The 21337-nt window shown below is 54.7% G+C and carries 19 protein-coding genes and 1 other RNA gene; 15 read left to right on the forward strand and 5 right to left on the reverse strand.

Annotated elements, in window-relative coordinates:
* Positions 1-59: 59 nt before the first annotated feature.
* A complete protein-coding gene (locus TU92_RS01375; protein ID WP_112164187.1) occupies positions 60-803 on the forward strand; it encodes an oxidative stress defense protein in 744 nt (247 codons plus the stop codon).
* Positions 804-873: 70 nt separating this feature from the next.
* On the opposite strand, the gene TU92_RS01380 is transcribed toward TU92_RS01375, so the two are convergent.
* Positions 874-1776, reverse strand: a complete 903-nt coding sequence (locus TU92_RS01380) for a LysR family transcriptional regulator ArgP (RefSeq protein ID WP_056773177.1) — start codon at positions 1774-1776, stop codon at positions 874-876.
* A gap of 198 nt (positions 1777-1974) precedes the next feature.
* Between TU92_RS01380 and rpiA the strand changes: the two genes are divergently transcribed.
* Positions 1975-2637 carry a ribose-5-phosphate isomerase RpiA gene (gene rpiA / locus TU92_RS01385; protein ID WP_112164188.1) on the forward strand — a complete coding sequence of 221 codons (663 nt, stop codon included), beginning with the start codon at positions 1975-1977 and terminating at the stop codon, positions 2635-2637.
* A gap of 338 nt (positions 2638-2975) precedes the next feature.
* A complete protein-coding gene (serA, locus tag TU92_RS01390) occupies positions 2976-4214 on the forward strand; it encodes a phosphoglycerate dehydrogenase (protein ID WP_112164189.1) in 1239 nt (412 codons plus the stop codon).
* Between the two features lie 295 nt (positions 4215-4509).
* Here the strand turns inward: serA and asr are convergent, their stop codons facing one another.
* The 4 genes from asr to zapA form a co-directional block, all read right to left on the reverse strand.
* Entirely contained in the window at positions 4510-4872 is a 363-nt protein-coding gene (gene asr / locus TU92_RS01395; protein WP_112164190.1) for an acid resistance repetitive basic protein Asr, read from the reverse strand.
* Positions 4873-5117: 245 nt separating this feature from the next.
* Positions 5118-5714: a 5-formyltetrahydrofolate cyclo-ligase gene (locus tag TU92_RS01400; protein WP_112164191.1), complete on the reverse strand. Its 597-nt coding sequence runs from the start codon at positions 5712-5714 to the stop codon at positions 5118-5120.
* Between the two features lie 39 nt (positions 5715-5753).
* Positions 5754-5937, reverse strand: a non-coding RNA gene (ssrS, locus tag TU92_RS01405) — 6S RNA.
* Positions 5938-5984: 47 nt separating this feature from the next.
* Positions 5985-6314, reverse strand: a complete 330-nt coding sequence (zapA, locus tag TU92_RS01410; RefSeq protein ID WP_013576788.1) for a cell division protein ZapA — start codon at positions 6312-6314, stop codon at positions 5985-5987.
* A gap of 252 nt (positions 6315-6566) precedes the next feature.
* On the opposite strand from zapA, the gene TU92_RS01415 reads away from it, so the two are divergent.
* The 12 genes from TU92_RS01415 to TU92_RS01470 all read left to right on the forward strand — a co-directional run bounded on the left by TU92_RS01415 (position 6567) and on the right by TU92_RS01470 (position 21328).
* Positions 6567-7139, forward strand: coding sequence for a YecA/YgfB family protein (locus tag TU92_RS01415; RefSeq protein WP_112164192.1), 573 nt, complete (start codon positions 6567-6569; stop codon positions 7137-7139).
* Between the two features lie 59 nt (positions 7140-7198).
* Positions 7199-8515, forward strand: a complete 1317-nt coding sequence (pepP, locus tag TU92_RS01420) for a Xaa-Pro aminopeptidase (RefSeq protein WP_112164193.1) — start codon at positions 7199-7201, stop codon at positions 8513-8515.
* 18 nt (positions 8516-8533) lie between these two features.
* Complete coding sequence (gene ubiH / locus TU92_RS01425) at positions 8534-9712, forward strand: 2-octaprenyl-6-methoxyphenyl hydroxylase (protein ID WP_112164194.1); 1179 nt, start codon at positions 8534-8536, stop codon at positions 9710-9712.
* 17 nt (positions 9713-9729) lie between these two features.
* Positions 9730-10956: an FAD-dependent 2-octaprenylphenol hydroxylase gene (gene ubiI, locus TU92_RS01430; RefSeq protein WP_112164195.1), complete on the forward strand. Its 1227-nt coding sequence runs from the start codon at positions 9730-9732 to the stop codon at positions 10954-10956.
* 323 nt (positions 10957-11279) lie between these two features.
* Positions 11280-12377: a glycine cleavage system aminomethyltransferase GcvT gene (gene gcvT, locus TU92_RS01435; protein WP_112164196.1), complete on the forward strand. Its 1098-nt coding sequence runs from the start codon at positions 11280-11282 to the stop codon at positions 12375-12377.
* Between the two features lie 54 nt (positions 12378-12431).
* A complete protein-coding gene (gcvH, locus tag TU92_RS01440; protein WP_112164197.1) occupies positions 12432-12818 on the forward strand; it encodes a glycine cleavage system protein GcvH in 387 nt (128 codons plus the stop codon).
* 108 nt (positions 12819-12926) lie between these two features.
* The gene (gene gcvP / locus TU92_RS01445) at positions 12927-15800 is read left to right on the forward strand and encodes an aminomethyl-transferring glycine dehydrogenase (protein WP_112164198.1); all 2874 of its coding nucleotides are present in this window, start codon (positions 12927-12929) and stop codon (positions 15798-15800) included.
* Positions 15801-15870: 70 nt separating this feature from the next.
* Entirely contained in the window at positions 15871-16614 is a 744-nt protein-coding gene (locus TU92_RS01450) for an SDR family oxidoreductase (RefSeq protein ID WP_112164199.1), read from the forward strand.
* Between the two features lie 333 nt (positions 16615-16947).
* The gene (locus tag TU92_RS01455; RefSeq protein WP_112164200.1) at positions 16948-17805 is read left to right on the forward strand and encodes a DeoR/GlpR family DNA-binding transcription regulator; all 858 of its coding nucleotides are present in this window, start codon (positions 16948-16950) and stop codon (positions 17803-17805) included.
* Between the two features lie 19 nt (positions 17806-17824).
* A complete protein-coding gene (locus tag TU92_RS01460) occupies positions 17825-18811 on the forward strand; it encodes a substrate-binding domain-containing protein (RefSeq protein ID WP_414060789.1) in 987 nt (328 codons plus the stop codon).
* Between the two features lie 2 nt (positions 18812-18813).
* Positions 18814-20346: a sugar ABC transporter ATP-binding protein gene (locus TU92_RS01465; RefSeq protein WP_112164201.1), complete on the forward strand. Its 1533-nt coding sequence runs from the start codon at positions 18814-18816 to the stop codon at positions 20344-20346.
* Complete coding sequence (locus tag TU92_RS01470; protein WP_112164202.1) at positions 20339-21328, forward strand: ABC transporter permease; 990 nt, start codon at positions 20339-20341, stop codon at positions 21326-21328. The genes TU92_RS01465 and TU92_RS01470 overlap by 8 nt, the downstream gene beginning before the upstream one ends.
* The last annotated feature ends 9 nt before the right edge of the window (positions 21329-21337 follow it).

Raw genomic sequence — 21337 nt, forward strand, 5'->3', positions numbered from 1 at the left:
GCTACGGTTTCGCAGTTAATACGTTTATTGCCATATCTTTGATGATTAATGGAGGCACTGTGAAACTGAAAGCATTGACTGTAGCAGCGATGTTGGGATTAGGGACATTACCGCTGGCGTTGCAGGCGGCAGAATTACCTGCCGGACCGCACGTTGTGACCTCAGGAACGGCGAGCGTTGACGCCACGCCAGATATTGCCACGCTGGCGATCGAAGTGAACGTCTCTGCGAAAGATGCCGCAAGCGCCAAGCAACAGGCCGATGCGCGTGTGGCGGAATACTTTGCTTTCCTGCAGAAAAACGGCATTGAGAAGAAAGACATTAATGCAGCGAATTTACGCACTCAGCCGGAATACGACTACCTGAAAGATGGTACATCTCAGCTGAAAGGCTACCGTGCGGTACGTCAGGTGCAGGTGACGTTGCGTCAGCTGGATAAACTGAACGAACTGCTGGACGGTGCGCTGAAATCGGGCCTGAATGAGGTCCGAGCCGTCGAACTGGGCGTTGCGAATCCGGATCGTTTCCGTGATGAAGCGCGACAGAAAGCGATTGATAACGCCACGCAGCAGGCGAAATCACTGGCTGAAGGCTTCCACACCAAACTGGGGCCGGTTTACAGCATTCGCTATCACGTCGCTAACTACCAGCCGATGCCGGTCGCGCGGATGTACAAAACCGCCGAAGCCGCAGGCCAGAGCGATGTGGCACAGACTTACGAACAGCAAAGCATTCACTTTGACGATCAGGTTGATGTGGTGTTTGAATTGCAGCCGCCAGCGCCCGCTCCTGCTGCGCAATAAATAAAATATGACGCTGTAGAAATGAAAAAACCCGCTCCGGCGGGTTTTTTGTTTTTGGCCGGACCGTCATTCAGTCCTGACGCAACACCTGATGGCCGTGCGCCAGCAGGGCGTCGGTGACTTTACGCATCATGCGGCTTTCCGGGGCGAAGCGGTGCCAGTAAAGCATCCTGCGCTGGAACAGGCCCGGCGTCAGGTCGATCAGCTCGCCACTTTCCAGCTCTTTCTCGATTTGCAGATGCGGGATCATGCAGCAGGTGGTGCCCTGACGCGCCAGTTGCACGAAAGCTTCCGACGAGTTCACGATATGACAAGGCACGCTGCCCGGCGACAAATCAAAGTTCTGCTGTAAAAAGGCCTGATGCATATCGTCGAGATGGTCAAACGCCACCGCCGGCGCTTTTAACAACGCCGAGCGGGTTACGCCATTCGGGAAGTAGCGGTCGGCGAACGGTTTCGAACCGACGAACAGGTAATCGAGCGCGCCCAGTTGATCAACCAGACAGCTCGGCAACGGTTGCGGCTGGATACTCACCGCACCGACTACTTCACCACGGCGCAGACGTTCCTGCGTCCGTGTTTCATCTTCCACCTGTAAATTCAGGCGGATAGGGGAATCGACCAGCACCGATTTCAGCGCTGGTAACAGCCAGGTGGCGAGACTGTCGGCGTTGACCGCCAGCGAGAGCAGCAGCGGCGTATCATTGCTGTCGCTATTACTGTCACTGCCCAGCCACTCTTCTTCCAGCAGTTCGACCTGATGCAACAGCGCCAGCAATTTTTGCCCCTGTTCAGTCGGACGGGGTGGCACGGTACGCACCAGCAAAGGCTGGCCGAACAGGTTTTCCAGTTGTTTAATGCGCTGTGAGACTGCCGATTGAGTGATGCAAAGCTTCTGCGCCGCGCGCTCAAAACCGCGCTCACGGATCACCGCGTCCAGTGCCTGCAACGTTCTATAATCTGGGCGTTTCATCGGAGTTCTGTCCCTTGGATTTCATTTTATCCAAACACTATGCCACAGATTGTCAGGTTTTGTGGTGATGAAAATCTTTGCGTTTGCAGCACGATTGCACTTAATAAGTGTGATCTCGCGACGGCGTTGTTTATCCCAATCACCCTGACTTGCTTTATAATCACCGGCACTTTCGGGTTATCAGACAGAGAAGCCATTATGACGCAGGAAGAATTGAAGAAAGCAGTCGGCTGGGCCGCACTGGATTACGTTACGCCGGGCACCATCGTCGGTGTAGGTACCGGATCCACCGCCGCCCATTTCATTGATGCACTCGGCTCGATCAAAGGGCAAATCGAAGGCGCGGTTTCCAGTTCCGATGCCTCTACCGCAAAACTGAAAAGCTTAGGCATTCACGTTTTCGACAGCAACGAAGTCGATTCGCTGGATGTGTACGTTGACGGTGCCGACGAAATCAACGGCTTCATGCAGATGATCAAAGGCGGCGGCGCTGCGCTGACTCGTGAAAAAATCATTGCTGCGATTGCAAAAAAATTCATCTGTATCGTCGATGCGTCCAAGCAGGTCGATGTTTTGGGTAAATTCCCGCTGCCAGTAGAAGTCATACCAATGGCGCGATCTTACGTGGCGCGTGAGCTGGTGAAACTTGGCGGTCTGCCGGAATACCGTAAGAATGTGCTGACTGATAACGGCAACGAGATTCTCGACGTGCATAATCTGAACATTCTTGATGCCGTCGCGATGGAAAATAAGATCAACAATATTGCCGGTGTCGTGACCGTCGGTCTGTTTGCTAACCGTGGCGCTGACGTTGCCCTGGTCGGTACTTCGGAAGGCGTTAAAACTGTTACGCTGAAATAATCCAGCAATAAGCAGAAGATCTGGCTGCTGCATTAAAAGCAGCCAGACACACCTCTGTCATAACGCAATGTTATGAAGATGATAATTTTCTGACTGAATCATCTTTTCTTCAAAAGCCTTAATTCGGTGACTTATGTCACATTTTCGACAATCTCCTCCTGAACGTCTGGCGCAGTAAAATCTAACCAGCATGAAATGCTAGAAACCCTCTGGCACGGTGAGCCTTCTGCTACCGGGCAGGCAATCGTTTGTATTGATGATGGCGGATTTTTTGTTATGTTGGCTGTGAGCAATCACCTTGCAGTTCGAATTCAGGCAGAAACATATAGGGTCGGGAAATGGCAAAAGTATCACTTGAGAAAGACAAGATTAAATTTTTGTTAGTGGAAGGCGTCCACCAAAGTGCGGTTGATACCCTCCGTGCAGCGGGCTACACCAATATTGAATTTCACAAAGGTGCTTTGGATACGGAATCGCTGAAAGAGTCGATCCGTGATGCGCACTTTGTTGGGCTCCGATCGCGTACTCAGCTGACCGAAGAAGTTTTCCAGGCAGCAGAAAAACTGGTGGCTGTGGGGTGTTTCTGTATCGGAACCAATCAGGTTGATCTGAAAGCCGCCACGCGTCGCGGTGTTCCGGTCTTCAACGCACCGTTCTCCAACACCCGTTCCGTTGCCGAAATGGTGCTGGGCGAAATGTTGCTGATGATGCGCGGCATTCCTGAAGCGAACGCCAAAGCACACCGCGGCATCTGGAACAAACTGGCTGTCGGTTCATTCGAAGCGCGCGGCAAACGTCTGGGCATCATCGGTTACGGCCATATCGGCACGCAGCTGGGCATTCTGGCCGAGAGCCTCGGGATGCGCGTCTTCTACTACGACATCGAAAGCAAATTGCCACTGGGCAATGCGCAGCCGATTGCCTCTCTGGAAGAATTGCTCAACACCAGCGATGTCGTGACGTTGCACGTGCCGGAAACGATCAGTACCAAAGATATGATTTCCGAAGTGCAACTGGCGCAGATGAAGCCGGGCGCACTGCTGATCAACGCCTCACGCGGCACCGTGATCGACATTCCTGCGCTATGCAACGCACTGCGCAGCAAACATCTGTCAGGCGCGGCGATCGACGTCTTCCCGGAAGAACCGGCGACCAACAGCGATCCATTCAATTCGCCGCTGTGTGAGTTCGACAATGTGCTGCTGACGCCGCATATCGGCGGCTCTACCATGGAAGCGCAGGAAGGTATTGGTCTGGAAGTGGCGGGCAAACTGGCGAAATACTCTGATAACGGCTCGACGTTGTCAGCGGTCAACTTCCCGGAAGCATCTTTGCCGGCACACACCGAGAAAGCCAGCCGTCTGCTGCACATCCACGAAAACCGTCCGGGCGTGCTGACCAGCATCAACCAGATTTTCGCCGAGCAGGGGATCAACATTGCAGCGCAGTACCTGCAAACCAGCCCTGAAATCGGTTACGTGGTGATTGATGCTGAAACGGATATTGCGACGCTGACTACCGCGCTGCAGCTGATGAAGGCCATTCCGGGAACAATTCGTGCCCGTCTGCTTTACTGATCGCATCAGCTGAAACAACAAGGCCGCCGAAAGGCGGTTTTTTTGTGTCTGGTATCAGGGCGTTTTGGGGTATCGCGGGTCCTCTAATGACGATTCAAAATCTCATCAGAAGCAGCAGGGCGATCAGACCGCAGAGGATCATGGAGGAAAAGGTTATTTCGAACTGGTAGCGTCGCAGCATCTTGCGGTACCTCAGGGCAAAAATGGATAAAAAAACACCCGGCGGACCGGGTGTCAGATTATCAGTCCTGATAGCGGACAAGTGCAGACACTTATCTGGCTATCTTATTCAGACTTATGCAGCAGGTGTTGCTTTTGCAGCAGGAGCCGCTTTCTTAGCATGTTTCACGTGTTTTTTAGCAGCCTGGGCTTTCTGAGCAACCGGTGCTGCTTTCTTAACGTGTTTCACAGGTTTTTTAGCAGCCTGGGCTTTCTGAGCAACCGGCGCTGCTTTCTTAGCGTGTTTTACGTGTTTCTTAGCCGCTTGCGCTTTCTGAGCGACTTTCTTGTGAGTCTTATGTTTAGTTACATGCTTGGCAGCAGGTGCAGCCGTTGTTGCGGTAGCAGTAGGTGCCGGAGTTGCTGTTGTTTCAGCAGCGAAAGCGACAGAAGACAGGCCCATTGCAGCGGCTACAACCAGAGCTAATACTTTTTTCATCGTTAATTCCTCAAGGATTTTTAGTTTATGTGTCTACCCCACTGCGGGGCCGATGAAAGGATAATAAGCGTGTTGAACTCTGCTGTCCGTGAGTGATTGGTTTCGGCGTGTAACGGTATGTATAAACCTAAAAAATATTATTTTTCAGTAGATTGAAGTGAAACGTGAACGTTTTTATGTTCTTTATTAAGTATTAGTTACAACATACTTAAGTTTTCACCGAGATAAACAGAAGGACCTGAGCATTACCACGTCCAGACGTTGCCCGGCGTAATCACTTCCGGCAATGGCACGTCCCAGTGCTCAACCGGCAATTCCTCTACTTTCTGGCAATCATGGGCTAAACCGATCGGATATGGCCCGCCGTTCTGCCAGTGCTCCAGCGTACGGTCATAAAAACCACCGCCCATGCCCAGGCGCTGACCTTGGTTATCGAACGCCACCAGCGGTGTCAGGATAATATCCAGCTGCGTGAGGGGGAGAACCTTTGTGACGTCCAGCTGTGGTTCGAGAATTTTAAGGCGATTACGTACAAGCAGAGTTTGCGGCGTGTAGTGCAGAAACAGCAAATGATGAGATGAAAAAGGGTGCAGCACCGGTAGGTAAAGCTGTTTGCCTTCTTGCCATAAACGCTGAATGAGCGGTGCGGTATCGAGTTCTCCGTCAAAAGACAGAAATACGGAAACAGTCGTCGCAGAGCGAATTTTAGGATGCGAAGCAACGCGTTCGGCGGCCTGAAGGGCAAAATGAGTTTGCTGTTCGGGAGTGAGATTTTTCCTGCGTTGGCGTATTTCGGTGCGGAGTTGTTGTCGGGCTAAAGTGAACTGAGGTGTGTGCAACATAGATACATGAACCAGAAAGGGATGTACCGAAAAGAAAGGGGAATCTCCGAGATGCCGTCGCAGGCTGTAACCCTTGAACCCATGGTTCAAGGTGAACGTGCTGTCGCAATCTTTAGGCTTCTCGGACGGACCGAGCATGCGCACCGATTACGGATCATCACATTCTGTTGGTACTAATTATCGGCTCAGGGGACGGGCCCGCTGGCGAACATCTCAGAGAAATTTTTTACCGTTTCTGACTGCCTGTGACCAGCAAATCAGCAACGTGTGTTATTCGAAAGGCGCCCCTTCACGTTCAGAGATCCGGCCTTGTTCGAGCAGTGCCTGCTCGATGGTTTGTTGCAGCATCCGGATACGTTGTTCCATATTGGATGCGTAATCGCGAGTTTTCAACCTTTCCTGAGCAAGTTCGTGACATACGTTCAATGCCGCGATGAAAACCAGTTGCTCTGTATTGGTGACTCTAGTGCGAACTTTCAGATCTTGCAACCGCTGATTAAGATCTTCAGCTGCCAGATTCAGTGCTTCCTGTTGTTCTGGCGGACAATTCACTCGTAAAGAGCGACCAAAAATTTGAATATCTACCGGTTGTGCAGACATGCCACCTTCCTGCTAATTTATTCGTCCGCCCCAACGTGACCACTACGACCTGGCGCAGGATGTTGGAAGCGGGCGCCACTATAACTATCTCAATACCAGGTTACAACCCCGTGGCTGACTGACTGCTGCCCGATTGTTCAGAGCGAGACATTCAACCCTCAGTGTGCCTGAGACAGGCTGCTAATCTGGTACTACGACAGACCTTGGTGGTAGCATAACACGAACTTATCCAGCCAACGATGGCGAATGCGCATGTCTATTGAGAATACTTACCCAACTTACGATTCGTTGGATCAAAACCTGAAACAACAATCGGTTGCTTTAACCGCAGCAGAAATGCACGGGTTGATCAGTGGTTTACTGTGCGGTGGCAACCGGGACGGTAGCTGGTTAACGCTGGTGCATGACCTGACGAATGAAGGCATGGCCTACCCGCACACGCTGGCCGATTTGCTACAGCAATTGCGTAAAGTCACCTCCGATACCCTGGAAGACGACAGTTTCGAATTCAAAATCATGATGCCAGATGATGATAAAAGCATCTTCGAGCGCGCCGACGCACTGGCGGGATGGGTCAACCATTTCCTGCTCGGTCTCGGCATGATGCAGCCCAAACTCGCCAAAGTGAAAGGCGAAGTCGGCGAAGCTATCGACGATTTGCGTAGCATCGCGCAATTAGGTTACGACGAAGATGAAGATCAGGAACAATTGGCGCAGTCTTTAGAAGAAGTGGTGGAATACGTCCGCGTGGCAGCCATCCTGTGCTTTGGCGAATTTGGCCACAGCTTGCCGACCGCCCCGGAAAATCCGCGTACATTGCATTAAGTTTTTCATGAATTGTTCTTAACACGATTAATTAAAACGATTTCAGGAGAGCAGGTGAGATGACTCAGCAAGAATTTGAGAATCGTCGTCAGGCACTTTTAGCCAAGATGGCACCAGGCAGCGCCGCCGTGATTTTTGCAGCACCCGAAGCGCCGCGCAGCGCCGACAGTGAATACCCGTATCGTCAGAATAGCGACTTCTGGTATTTCACCGGTTTCAACGAACCGGATGCGGTGCTGATTCTGGTGAAAAGTGATGAGAACCATAACCACAGCGTGCTGTTCAACCGCGTGCGTGATCTCACTGCTGAAATCTGGTTTGGCCGTCGTCTTGGCCAGGACGCGGCACCGGCTAAGCTGGGCGTCACCAAAGCACTGCCCTTCAGCGACATCAACCAGCAACTGCATCTGCTGCTCAACGGCCTTGACGTGGTGTACCACGCGCAGGGCGAATACGCCTACGCCGATGAAATTCTTAACCGTGCGATGGATAAACTGCGGAAAGGCTTCCGTCAGAACTTCTCTGCACCGGCCACGGTCACCGACTGGCGTCCGTGGGTTCACGATCTGCGTCTGTTCAAATCCGCTGAAGAAATCAGCATCATGCGTCGCGCCGGACAAATCACCGCGCTGGCCCATACCCGCGCGATGGAAAAATGCCGTCCGGGCATGTTTGAATATCACCTTGAAGGCGAAATTCATCACGAATTTACCCGTCATGGCGCACGTTATCCGTCCTACAACACGATTGTTGGCGGCGGCGAGAACGCCTGCATTTTGCATTACACCGAAAACGAGTGTGAGCTGCGCGACGGTGATTTAGTGTTGATCGACGCCGGTTGTGAATACAAAGGTTACGCGGGTGATATCACCCGTACCTTCCCGGTGAACGGCAAATTCAGCAAAGCACAGCGCGAAATCTATGACATCGTGCTGGCGTCAGAATACAAAGCACTGGAAGTGCTCAAACCAGGCAGCAGTATTCAGGCAGCAACCGAAGCTGCCGTCCGCGTGATGATTAAAGGTCTGGTCACACTGGGTGTGATGAAGGGCGACGTTGAGACACTCTATGCCGAGCAGGCGCACCGTCAGTTCTTCATGCACGGCCTGTCCCACTGGCTGGGGCTGGATGTGCATGACGTCGGCCATTATGGTTCGGTTGATCGTAGCCGTACGCTGGAACCGGGGATGGTACTGACCGTCGAACCCGGTTTGTACATTGCGCCGGATGCCGATGTGCCGGAAGCCTATCGCGGCATCGGTATTCGTATCGAAGACGACATCCTGATCACCGCCACCGGCATTGAAATTCTGACCGGCGACGTAGTGAAAGAAGCTGATGACATTGAAGCGTTGATGGCAGCAGCACGTAACTAACATGAGCAACGTTTGTCTATGAGCATAGTGATTGTTGGCGGCGGAATGACCGGTGCCACACTGGCGCTGGCGATATCCGCGCTGACGCAAGGGCGTCTGGCGGTGCATCTGGTGGAAGCCACTGCGCCGGAAAATCACGGGCATCCGGGCTTTGATGCCCGTTCGATAGCGCTGGCGCAGGGGACTTGTCAGCAGCTGGCTCGCGTGGGCATCTGGCCGGCACTGGCAAAAATCGCCACGCCGATCCGTGATATCCACGTCAGCGATCGCGGCCATGCGGCCTTCGTGCATCTCAATGCCGCGCATTACGGCGTTGAAGCATTGGGGCAGGTGGTCGAGCTGCATGAAGTCGGCAAACGTTTGTTTGCACTCCTGAAGGCCGCTCCGGGCGTCACGTTGCATTGTCCGGCCAAAGTCGTGGATATCGCACGGACGGCAGATTCTGCCAGCGTCACGCTCGATACCGGCGAAACATTGACCGCGCAGCTGCTGGTCGCCGCCGACGGTTCCCACTCCTCGCTGGCGAAGGCCTGCAATATTGGCTGGCAGCGCGAAGACTATGGTCAGATTGCGGTCATCACCAATGTCGCAACGTCTGAACCGCATCGTGGCCGTGCGTTTGAACGCTTCACACAACACGGTCCGCTGGCCTTATTACCAATGTCCGACGGGCGCAGCTCGCTGGTGTGGTGTCATCCGCGTGAGGCCAAAGCTGAAATCGATGGTTGGACTGAAGCGCAATTTCTCAGTGAACTGCAAAAAGCCTTCGGCTGGCGCCTGGGCACGATGAAGCAGGCCGGTACGCGCTTTAGCTATCCGCTGCAATTACAGAAAGCCAACAGTCATATCAGCCACCGTCTGGCGCTGGTCGGCAATGCCGCCCAAACGCTGCATCCGATCGCCGGACAGGGCTTTAATCTTGGTTTACGTGACGTGATGACGCTGGCGGAAACGCTGGCAAATGCCGCCGCGCACGGAACCGACGTCGGCAGTTATCGCGTGCTGAGTGAATACCAGCAGCGCCGTCAGCCCGATCAGCAGGCTACCGTCGGCGTGACCGATGGTCTGATCCATTTATTTGCCAATCGCTGGCTGCCATTAATGGTCGGACGCAATCTGGGTTTACTGGCGATGGAAGGCATTACGCCGCTGCGCGATGCTTTTACACGCAGGACTTTAGGCTGGGTTGATCGTTAAGCCTTATAGGAAAAATTATGCAATCTTTTGATGTGGTTATCGCCGGTGGCGGGATGGTCGGTCTGGCGCTGGCGTGCGGATTACAGGGCAGCGGATTGCGCGTTGCAGTGCTTGAAAGCCAGCAGCCAGATCTCGATTCCCCTTTGCCGGAACAGCCGGGTCTGCGTGTTTCAGCCATCAATGCCGCCAGTGAGCGTTTACTGAAATACATCGGCGTCTGGGACAACATCACCGCGCAACGCGCCAATGCTTATCAGGGGATGGAAGTCTGGGATCGCGACAGCTTCGGCAAAATCGCGTTTCGTGGCGAAAAATACGGATTCAGCCATCTCGGCCACATCATTGAGAATCAGGTGATCCACCGCGCGCTCTGGCAACAGGCGGAGAAGTCCTCTGATATCACCCTGCTGGCACCCGCTACGCTGAAAAACGTTGCGTGGGGCGAAAACGACGCCTTTATTACGCTTAATGACGATCGCCAGCTGAGCGCGCGCTTGGTCGTTGGCGCTGATGGCGCACAGTCGTGGCTGCGTCAGCACGCCGATATCCCGCTGACATTCTGGGATTACCGCCATCATGCACTGGTGGCGACCATTCGCACCGAAGAGCCGCACCAGTCTGTTGCACGACAGGTCTTCCACGGCGAGGGTATTCTGGCCTTTTTGCCGCTGGCCGATGCGCATTTGTCTTCGATTGTGTGGTCCGTTTCGCCGGATGAGGCACAGCGCCTGCGTGGGCTAGAACCTGAAGAATTCAACAAAATTCTCGCCAGCACTTTCGATCTGCGTCTGGGCATCTGTACCGTTGAAAGCGAACGTCAGACCTTCCCGCTGACCGGTCGTTATGCCCGCAGTTTTGCCGGACAGCGTCTGGCGCTGGTGGGGGATGCGGCGCACACCGTACATCCGCTGGCCGGGCAGGGCGTAAACTTAGGCTTTATGGATGCGGCCGAGCTGGCGTCTGAAATCAAACGCCTGCAAAAAGAAGGCAAAGATTTCGGGCAGCACATGTATCTGCGTCGCTATGAGCGCCGCCGTAAGCACAGTGCTGCGTTGATGCTGGCCGGAATGCAGGGTTTTCGCGAACTGTTTGCCGGTGACAATCCAGCGAAGAAACTCCTGCGTGATATCGGCCTGACGCTGGCTGATTCACTGCCGGGCGTGAAACCTAAATTAGTGCGTCAGGCCATGGGGCTGAACGACTTACCCGAATGGTTGCAGGAAGATTCGCTTCGATTGAAATAATCTAATTTCAGCTCAGTTTTTCCATTACATTTTCTAATCCGGGGCCGGATTTCTCATTCTGCAAATGGTGAGAAATCCGGCCTTGTCGTTATATAACGTCGATATTTTTGCTGTTTATTTGTAGATTTTGCGCCACAAACCCCATTTTCCCAGTCAAAAACTCTGCACAATGCCCCTGCTATTTAACTGACATTCCCTTTGCTCTGCATATTTTATCTTATGGTTAGCAGGGGAATTCGGTGGTAAGTTCAGGTAAAGGGTATCGTTTGCGCTCCCTGCGAATTTCGACTTTTTCAGGCAGCCTTTTCGTCATGAGGAATAAGATGGTTAAGCAGACTCAGCTTTTTGAACAACATGTCGCGTGCGGTGCGCGTATGGTCGATTTCCACGGCTGGATGATGCCTCTGCATTATGGCTCCCAGCTGGATGAACACCACGTTGTGCGCCAGGATGCCGGCATGTTCGACGTCTCGCACATGACCATCGTTGATCTCCGCGGTGCCCGTACCCGTGAATTCCTCCGTTACCTGCTGGCGAACGATGTCGCCAAACTAACCGTTCCCGGCAAAGCGCTGTACACCGGTATGCTCAATGCCTCCGGCGGCGTGATCGATGACCTGATTGTTTATTTCCTTACTGAAGATTATTTCCGCCTGGTGGTGAACTCCGCGACCCGTGAGAAAGATCTGGCATGGATTTCGCAGCATGCAGAACCGTACGGCGTTGAACTGACCGTACGTGATGATTTAGCGCTGGTGGCCGTTCAGGGGCCGCAGGCGAAAGAAAAAGCCCAAACCTTATTTACTGCTGAACAAAAACAGGCCGTCGAGGGCATGAAGCCGTTCTTTGGCGTGCAGGCGGGCGCTTTGTTTATCGCGACCACCGGCTACACCGGTGAAGCGGGCTATGAAATAGCGCTGCCGCAAGAACAGGTCGCAGATTTCTGGCAGAAATTGCTGGCGGCGGGCGTGAAGCCTGCCGGTCTTGGGGCACGTGACACGCTGCGTCTGGAAGCGGGTATGAACCTTTACGGTCAGGAAATGGATGAAGGCGTTTCACCGCTGGCGGCCAACATGGGCTGGACCATTGCGTGGGCACCGGAAGACCGCGATTTTATTGGCCGTGACGCCCTGGAAAGACAGCGCGAGCAGGGCACCGAACAGCTGGTCGGTCTGGTGATGACCGAAAAAGGCGTATTGCGTAACGAGCTGCCGGTGCATTTCACCGATGCGGCAGGCAACACTCAACAAGGCGTGATCACCAGCGGTTCATTCTCCCCGACGCTGGGCTACAGCATCGCGCTGGCGCGCGTTCCGGCAGGCATTGGCGAGCAGGCGATTGTGCAAATTCGTAACCGTGAGATGCCGGTAAAAGTCACCAAACCGGGCTTTGTCCGTAATGGTAAACCGCTGGCGCAGTAACGAATCCGATTGAGTTGAACACAAAAATTTAAAAACATTTTCAGGAGATTATTGATGAGCAATGTTCCCGCAGAGTTGAAATATGCCTCTTCCCACGAATGGGTGCGTTCTGAAGGCAACGGCGTTTACACCGTAGGTATCACCGAACACGCGCAGGAATTGCTGGGCGACATGGTGTTTGTCGATCTGCCAGAAGTTGGCCGTGAAGTGGCTGCTGGCGAAGACTGCGCCGTGGCAGAATCCGTGAAAGCGGCTTCCGATATTTACTCCCCGATCAGCGGCGAAATCATCGCGGTGAACGGTGAACTGGAAGGTTCTCCGGAGCTGGTTAACAGCGAGCCATACGGTGCCGGTTTCCTGTTCCAGATTAAAGCGTCAGACGAAGCCGAACTGGCTAACCTGCTTGATGCAGCAGCTTATGGTTCCTCGATCGACGAATAAGTAAGACTGCACGACCGCCTCGCAACCCGTTTGCGGGGCGCATTCAACACCCGTAGCTTTTGTCAGTATCCCAAGACACCTCCAGCAGATTTCAGGAATGCGTAGCAAATGACTCAGACTCTCAGCCAACTCGAACACAGCGAAGCGTTTATCGGCCGCCACATTGGTCCGTCTTCTCAGCAGCAGCAAGATATGCTGGAGACGGTCGGTGCCGGTTCGTTAAATGCCCTGATCCAGCAGATCGTTCCGGTCGATATTCAGTTGCCGGGGCCACCGGCCGTCGGCGATGCCGTAACCGAACATCAGGCGCTGGCTGAGCTTAAAGCCATTGCCAGCCAGAATCAGCGCTATAAATCCTACATCGGTATGGGTTACAGCGCGGTGCTGACGCCGCCGGTAATCCTGCGCAATATGCTGGAAAATCCGGGCTGGTACACCGCGTATACGCCGTATCAACCCGAGGTGTCGCAGGGGCGTCTGGAATCACTGCTGAACTTCCAGCAGCTGACGCTGGATCTGACCGGTCTGGATCTGGCTTCTGCTTCGTTGCTTGATGAAGCGACCGCCGCTGCTGAAGCGATGGCGCTGGCAAAACGCGCCAGCAAACTGAAAAACGCCAACCGTTTCTTCGTGGCTGACGATGTGCACCCGCAAACCCTGGACGTGGTTCGCACCCGTGCTGAAACCTTTGGCTTCGACATCATTGTTGATAAAGCCGAGAAGGTGCTGGATCTGGAAGGCGTGTTCGGTGTGCTGTTACAGCAGGTCGGCACCACAGGTGAAGTTCACGATTACAGCGCACTGCTGGCTGAACTGAAATCCCGCAAAATTATCACCAGCGTTGCCGCTGACATTATGGCACTGGTTACGCTGACCGCGCCGGGCAAGCAGGGCGCGGACGTGGTCTTTGGTTCGGCACAGCGTTTCGGCGTGCCAATGGGCTACGGCGGCCCGCACGCGGCGTTCTTCGCCTGTATTGATGATTTCAAACGCTCAATGCCGGGCCGCATTATCGGTGTTTCCCGCGACGCTGCAGGCAAAACCGCACTGCGCATGGCGATGCAGACTCGTGAGCAACATATCCGCCGCGAAAAAGCCAACTCCAACATCTGTACCTCGCAGGTTTTACTGGCCAACATCGCCAGCCTGTATGCAGTATTCCACGGCCCTGAAGGCCTGAAACGCATTGCTTCACGCATTCACCGCCTGACCGACATTCTGGCCACTGGCCTGAAACAGGGCGGTCTGACCCTGCGTCACAATACCTGGTTCGATACCCTGACCGTGGAAGTGAAAGACAAAGCCGCCGTGCTGGAACGCGCGCTGAGCTTCGGTCTGAACCTGCGTACTGATATTCACGGTGCTGTCGGCGTGACGCTTGATGAAGCCACCTCCCGTGAAGACGTGCAGATCTTGTTCGCCGCTCTGCTGGGGGACGACAACGGTCTGGACATCGATAAACTGGATAAAGCTGTTTCGACTGACAGCAACTCGATCCCGGCCGCGATGCTGCGTGTGGATCCGATCCTGACGCATCCGGTGTTCAATCAGTACCACAGCGAAACCGAGATGATGCGTTACATGCACCGTCTGGAGAAAAAGGATCTGGCGCTGAATCAGGCAATGATCCCGCTGGGTTCCTGCACCATGAAACTCAATGCTGCCGCCGAGATGATCCCAATCACCTGGCCGGAATTCGCTGAACTGCACCCGTTCTGCCCGACTGAACAGGCCGCCGGTTATCAGCAAATGATTGGTCAGCTTTCACAGTGGCTGGTGCAACTGACCGGTTACGATGCCGTCTGTATGCAGCCTAACTCTGGCGCGCAGGGCGAATACGCCGGTCTGCTGGCGATCCGCCGTTACCATGAAAGCCGTAACGAAAGCAGCCGTCACATTTGTCTGATCCCAAGTTCTGCCCACGGTACCAACCCGGCGTCTGCACAGATGGCGAGCATGACCGTGGTGGTTGTCGCCTGTGACAAACAGGGCAACATTGATCTGAGCGATCTGCGTGAGAAAGCGGCGCAGGCGGGCGATGCGCTGTCTTGTATCATGGTGACTTACCCGTCAACGCACGGCGTTTACGAGGAAACTATCCGCGAAGTCTGCCAGATTGTTCACCAGTATGGCGGTCAGGTTTACCTCGACGGCGCGAACATGAACGCACAGGTCGGCATTACCACGCCGGGCTACATCGGCGCAGATGTTTCGCACCTCAACTTGCATAAAACCTTCTGTATCCCACACGGCGGTGGCGGTCCGGGCATGGGCCCTATCGGCGTCAAAGCCCATCTGGCGCCGTTTGTACCGGGTCACAGCGTAGTACAGATTGACGGCGTACTGACACAAAATGGCGCGGTGTCCGCCGCACCGTTCGGCAGCGCTTCAATTCTGCCAATCAGCTGGATGTATATCCGCATGATGGGCGCGGAAGGGTTGAAACAGGCCAGTCAGGTTGCGATCCTGAACGCTAACTACATTGCCACCCGTCTGAAAGAGGCTTATCCGGTGCTCTACACCGGACGCGATGGTCGCGTGGCACACGAATGTATTCTGGACATCCGACCGCTGAAAGAAGCGACCGGCATCAGCGAAATGGACATCGCCAAGCGTCTGATCGACTACGGCTTCCACGCCCCGACCATGTCCTTCCCGGTTGCCGGTACGTTGATGGTTGAGCCGACCGAATCAGAAAGCAAAGTCGAGCTGGATCGCTTTATCGACGCGCTGCTGGCAATTCGCGGTGAAATCGACAGCGTCGCCAAAGGCGAATGGCCGCTGGCTGATAATCCGCTGGTGAATGCCCCGCACGTGCAGGACGAACTGGTCAGCGAGTGGACCCATCCGTACAGCCGTGAACTGGCGGTCTTCCCGGCAGGCAGCGAGAATAAATACTGGCCGGCGGTGAAGCGTCTGGATGATGTCTACGGTGACAGAAACTTGTTCTGTTCATGTGTGCCGATCTCAGATTACGAGTAAGACTCCAAATTCCTCCCCCTTCGCAGGGGGAGGAGCAACCACTTTCCTCACTTCCCCTGGAAACGCCCTGATGAAAATAGCCCTCGTCACCGGTGCCAGCCGCGGCATTGGCCGGGCCACGGCGATATTACTCGCCGAACAAGGTTACGCCGTCGGCGTCAACTATCTCAGCAATGAAATGGCCGCCCGGGCCGTCGTCAACGACATCACCGTGAACGGGGGAAGGGCTATCGCCCTGCAAGCCGATATCGCCGACGAGGCGCAGGTCGTTGCCATGTTCCGGCGTATCAATGATGAACTGGGGCCGATTACCGCGCTGGTCAATAATGCCGGGATCTTGTTCCAGCAGACGACCATTGAAAATCTTTCTGCTGAACGCATCAACAAAGTGCTTTCCACCAATGTGACGGGCTATTTCCTGTGCTGTCGCGAGGCGGTGAAAATCATGTCGCATCGTCATGGCGGAAAGGGCGGGGCGATTGTGAATGTCTCCTCGGCGGCTTCGCGTCTGGGTGCTCCGGGTGAATACGTGGATTACGCCGCGTCGAAAGGCGCAGTGGATACCCTGACCACCGGTCTGGCACTGGAAGTGGCTGCCTGCGGTATCCGTGTAAACTGCGTGCGGCCCGGTTTGATCTACACAGAAATGCACGCCAGCGGCGGTGAGCCGGGGCGTGTGGATCGCGTGAAAGCCAGTCTGCCGATGCAGCGCGGCGGCCAGCCGGAAGAAGTGGCTCAGGCAATTTGCTGGCTGCTGTCAGATTCCGCGTCCTATGTGACCGGAAGTTTTCTGGAGCTGGCAGGCGGAAAGTAAAACCCTCTTTAACAACATCAGAAGCGCCTCAGGGCGCTTTTTTTTATGCCAAACGGTCAAAGCCACACAAACGGTCATAGTCGGTCACTGCGTCGCACGAGGAATTGTGACCGTTTGCAAATCTGTTGCTGTCTTGTTGCAGCCTGAATGACGATTTAATGCCGTTCCCGCCACAGATCCAAACTTTAACATTTCATCTCTTCTCATCTTTTCGTGACAACTATCACATGACGACGGCGGCGAAAAACGCACGCGGTCGCTTTTGAGGCACTGCGCATTCCGCAAGCATCCGGCTGCGTATCCTAATTGACATCGGGAAAGAGGAATCACCACATGCTGCCTGTAGAACGCCATCGTTTTATCACTGAAATCCTCAGCCAGCGCGGACGCATTCTGGTGCAGGAAGTGGCGCAGTTATGCCGCATCTCGCTGGAGACTGCGCGGCGCGATCTGGCGCTGCTGGAAAGGCGCGGGATTTTGCAACGCAGCCATGGCGGCGCGGTATTTGCCCAACATGCGGCGTCCGGGACAGCCTCGGTGCCGTCGCAGATTGAGCAGGGAGAATCGTTTCGTGACCGCAGCAACCAGTCCCCCGACAGCAAAACCCGCATCGCCAAGCGCGCGTTGCAGCTGATCAATCCCGGCGATTGTCTGCTGCTCGACAGCAGCTCAAGCAGCTGGTTTCTGTCCCGGCAGTTGCCGGACATCCAGCTGGTGGTGCTGACCAATTCGGTGCACATCATTCAGACGCTGGCAGTGAAAGCCAATGTGCGGGTGATCGGGTTGGGCGGTGAATATTCAGCGAAGTATGAGGATTTTGTCGGCGTTCTGGCCGAACAAATGCTGAAAGAGTTCGTGATAAATAAATTGTTTTTCTCCTGTCACGGCATCAGCCACGAAGGCGGTATCCGTGAAAGTAACGAGCATCACGCGCGGCTGAAACAGCAAATGCTGCTTTCTTCCGAGCACAAAATTTTGCTGGCTGATGCCAGCAAATTCGGCCGGCGCTCTTTTGCGCGGATCTGCCACTACCGGGAAATAGACACACTGATAACAGACCATCTGGAGGATGAAGAATTCCGACAGGAACTGGCCTGGAGCAACGTCAACGTAATTGAGGTTTCTCCTTCACCCCTACAGAAAAAAACTAAAAACAGTCGCAACGGCCCTCTCGCTGCGGCAAATAACTGAACCTCTTTGGAGAGAAAACATGATCAAGAAATCCGTTCTTGCCTGCCTGTTTGCTACAGCCATGTTGTCCCTGTCAGCCCACGCTGCCGACAAAATCCGCATGGGTGTGGTGGTGAAAGTCGGCGGTAACGCCTGGTTCAACGCGATGGAAGCTGGGATCAAAAGTGAAGCGGCCAAACGCGGGATCGATGCCTGGCAGGTCGGGCCGACCAGCGCGGATCCGGCATTGCAGGTACGTGCCATTGAAGATCTGATCGCGCAAAAAGTGGATGTGATAGGCGTGGTGCCTAACGACGCCCGCGTGCTCGAACCGGTGCTGAAACGTGCCCACGATGCCGGGATCAAAGTCATCGTTCATGAATCGCCGGATCAGAAATACGCCGACTGGGATTTTGAAATGGTGGATGCCACGCAGCACGGCATTACGCACATGGTCGCCCTCGCACAGTGCATGAAAGAAAAGGGTGATTACGCGGTGTACGTCGGCAGCTTAACGGTGCCGCTGCATCAGAAATGGGCCGATGCCGCCATCAATTATCAGAAAGAGCACTACCCAAATATGCATCTGGTCGGTGACAAGTTTGGCGTCGGTGAATCCCTCGACGACAGCATCCGTACCACCAATGACCTGATGTCCAAAGACGCCAACCTGAAAGGCATTCTGGCGATCGGTTCACAGGGTCCGATCGGCGCAGGCCGTGCGGTGCTGAACCGGGGTAAAACGGAGGACATTTGCGTCTTCGGGCCGTTCAGTCCGGGTCAGGGCGCAAGTCTGGTAAAAGCCGGTGCCATCAAAGGCGGCTTTATCTGGAATCCGATGGTTGCTGGCGAAGTCTTCGTGCGCATCGCCGAGAAGCTGGAAAAAGGCGAAAAAATCACTGACGGCATGACCATTGAAGGTATGGGCAAAGTGAAAGTAGATGAAGCCACGCACACCATTCTGGGTAACGAAACCGAAAGCCTGGATAAAGCAAATCTGCCGAAACTGGTCAAAATGGGGCTGTAATCATGGCAATCTCCGAGATCATTCAAACAGACAACGAACCGCTGATTGATGTGCAGAATCTGTCGGTGACCTTTGGCGGACAGCGTGCGCTCAACGATATCTCCCTGCGGCTGATGCCGGGCGAAGTTCACTGCCTGGCGGGTACCAACGGCTGCGGAAAAAGTACGTTGATCAAAGTGATCTCGGGGGTTTATCAGCCGGACAACGGTTGCCAAATCACACTGTGTTCACAACAACAGGGCGTGCAAAGCTTCAGCAAACTGAACCCGGATCAGGCGCGGCAGTTTGGCATTCAGGTCATTTATCAGGATCTGTCGTTATTCCCTAACCTCAGCGTCGCTGAAAACATCGCGTTCGACCACAACCTGCATGGGCTGATGGGCTGGTATCGCCCGTCACGCTTGCGTGAGACTGCTCAGCGCATTCTCACCGAACTTAATTACAGCTTAAATCTCGACAGTAAAGTCTCGACGCTGCCGATTGCCCAGCGTCAGCAGGTGGCGATTTGCCGCGCGCTGGTGGCCGATGCGCGGCTGGTTATCATGGACGAGCCGACCGCCTCGCTCACCCGTACCGAAGTCAACCAGCTGCTGCGCACCGTGCATTATCTGAAAAACAAAGGGATCAGCGTGGTTTTCGTCAGCCATCGTCTTGACGAAGTACTGGAAATTTCCGACAGCGTGACGGTTATCCGCGACGGCAAAAAAGTTGGCACTTTCCCGGCTTCAGAGGTGAGCAGCGAACGTCTGACCGAGCTGATGACCGGCCTTAAACTCGATTACCGCCTGAAAGCCGCCAACATGAATGACGAACGCATCATGCTGGAAGCCGACAACCTCACCCGTGAAGGCCAGTACCACGATGTCAGTTTCAAACTGCACGCCGGTGAAGTGCTTGGCCTGTGCGGCCTGCTCGGGTCGGGGCGCACCGAACTGGCGCTCAGCCTGTTTGGAATGACCAAACCGGACAGCGGCAAAATTTATCTCGACAGCAAACCGGTACGTTTTCGCAGCCATGAAGACGCCATTAAATCCGGTATCGGCTATGTCTCGGAAGACCGGCTGACGCTCGGCTTGATCCAGCAGCAGTCGGTCGGCGACAACACGGTGCTGGCAATCATGGATCAGCTGCGCAGCCGTTTTCATCTGATCGATGAATACCGCAAAAACAAGATCATCCAGCAGTGGATCGAAAAACTCGGCGTCAAAGTCGCCGATCCGGATCAGGCGATCTCGACGCTTTCCGGCGGCAATCAGCAAAAAATCGTACTGGCGAAATGGGTACTGACCCAGCCGAAAATCCTGATCCTCGATTCACCGACGGTCGGCGTAGACGTCGGCGCCAAAGCCAGCATCTATCAGCTGATCCACCAACTGGCGGAAGAGGGAATTTCAATCCTGCTGATTTCGGACGAAGTACCGGAAGTTTATTTCAACTGTGACCGCGTGCTGCATTTCAGCGAAGGGACGGTAGTGGGCGAATACCTGCCGCGCGGTATCACCCAGCAACAGCTTGCGGAGGCCGTCAATGCTTAAGCTCAGCCGGTTACGCCCGTCCAGCAACGAAGGCTATTTAGCCTGGGTGTTGCTGGTGGTTATCGTCACCTTTTCCCTGCTCACTGACCAGTTTCTGACCTTACAGAACCTGCTGGATCTCACCGAAAGCTACGCCGTCAGCGGCATTTTTGCGCTCGGCCTGTTTGTGGTGCTGGTCACCGGTGGCATCGATATTTCCTTTGCGGCGGTGGCGTCGGTGGTGCAGTACATCATCGCCACGCTGGCGATCCACTATGGCCTCAGCAGCCCGGCGGGCAGCATTTTACTGGCTGTCGCGATCGGCACCGTGCTCGGCATGATTAACGCGATTCTGATCTACTGCCTGCGCATTGTGTCGATCATCGTGACCATCAGTATGCAGTCGCTGCTGTTCGGGATGCTGATGTGGCTGACCAACGGCACCAGCCTGTATGACCTGCCGGACTGGTTGACCACGCCCGTGCGCGTCCTGCCGTTCAGCGTTGGCGAGCACCATTATCAGATTGGCCTGCCGGTGGTGGTGATGCTGGGCGTCGCCGGGCTGAGCTGGATCCTGCTCAATAAAACGCACCTCGGGCGGCAGCTGTTTGCGGTCGGTGGCGATCAGGAATCGGCGCGCCGCATCGGGATCCGCGTCGGTCTGCTGCATCTTTTCGCCTACGGCTATCTCGGAGCAATGGCGGCCATCGGCGGGCTGGTGCAGGTATATCGCGTCGGGGAAGTCGTGCCGAATGCGCTGGTCGGCGGCGAGCTGGACGTCCTCGCTGCGGCGGTGCTCGGCGGGGCCAGCCTCAATGGCGGCAAAGGCAGCGTGGTCGGCACACTGATGGGCGTGTTCCTGATTGGTGTGCTGAAAAACGGCCTTAACCTGATCGGCGTGTCCAGCTACTTCATGAATATCGTTATCGGCGTGGTGATTGTCGCGGCCATCACTGTTACCCATTACAAGAAACGCAAAGAAACCGAAGTCGGCTTCGCGTAAGGAACCCGC

Origin of the sequence: Rahnella inusitata, assembly GCF_003263515.1 — a bacterium.
Taxonomy (GTDB): Bacteria; Pseudomonadota; Gammaproteobacteria; order Enterobacterales; family Enterobacteriaceae; genus Rahnella; species Rahnella inusitata.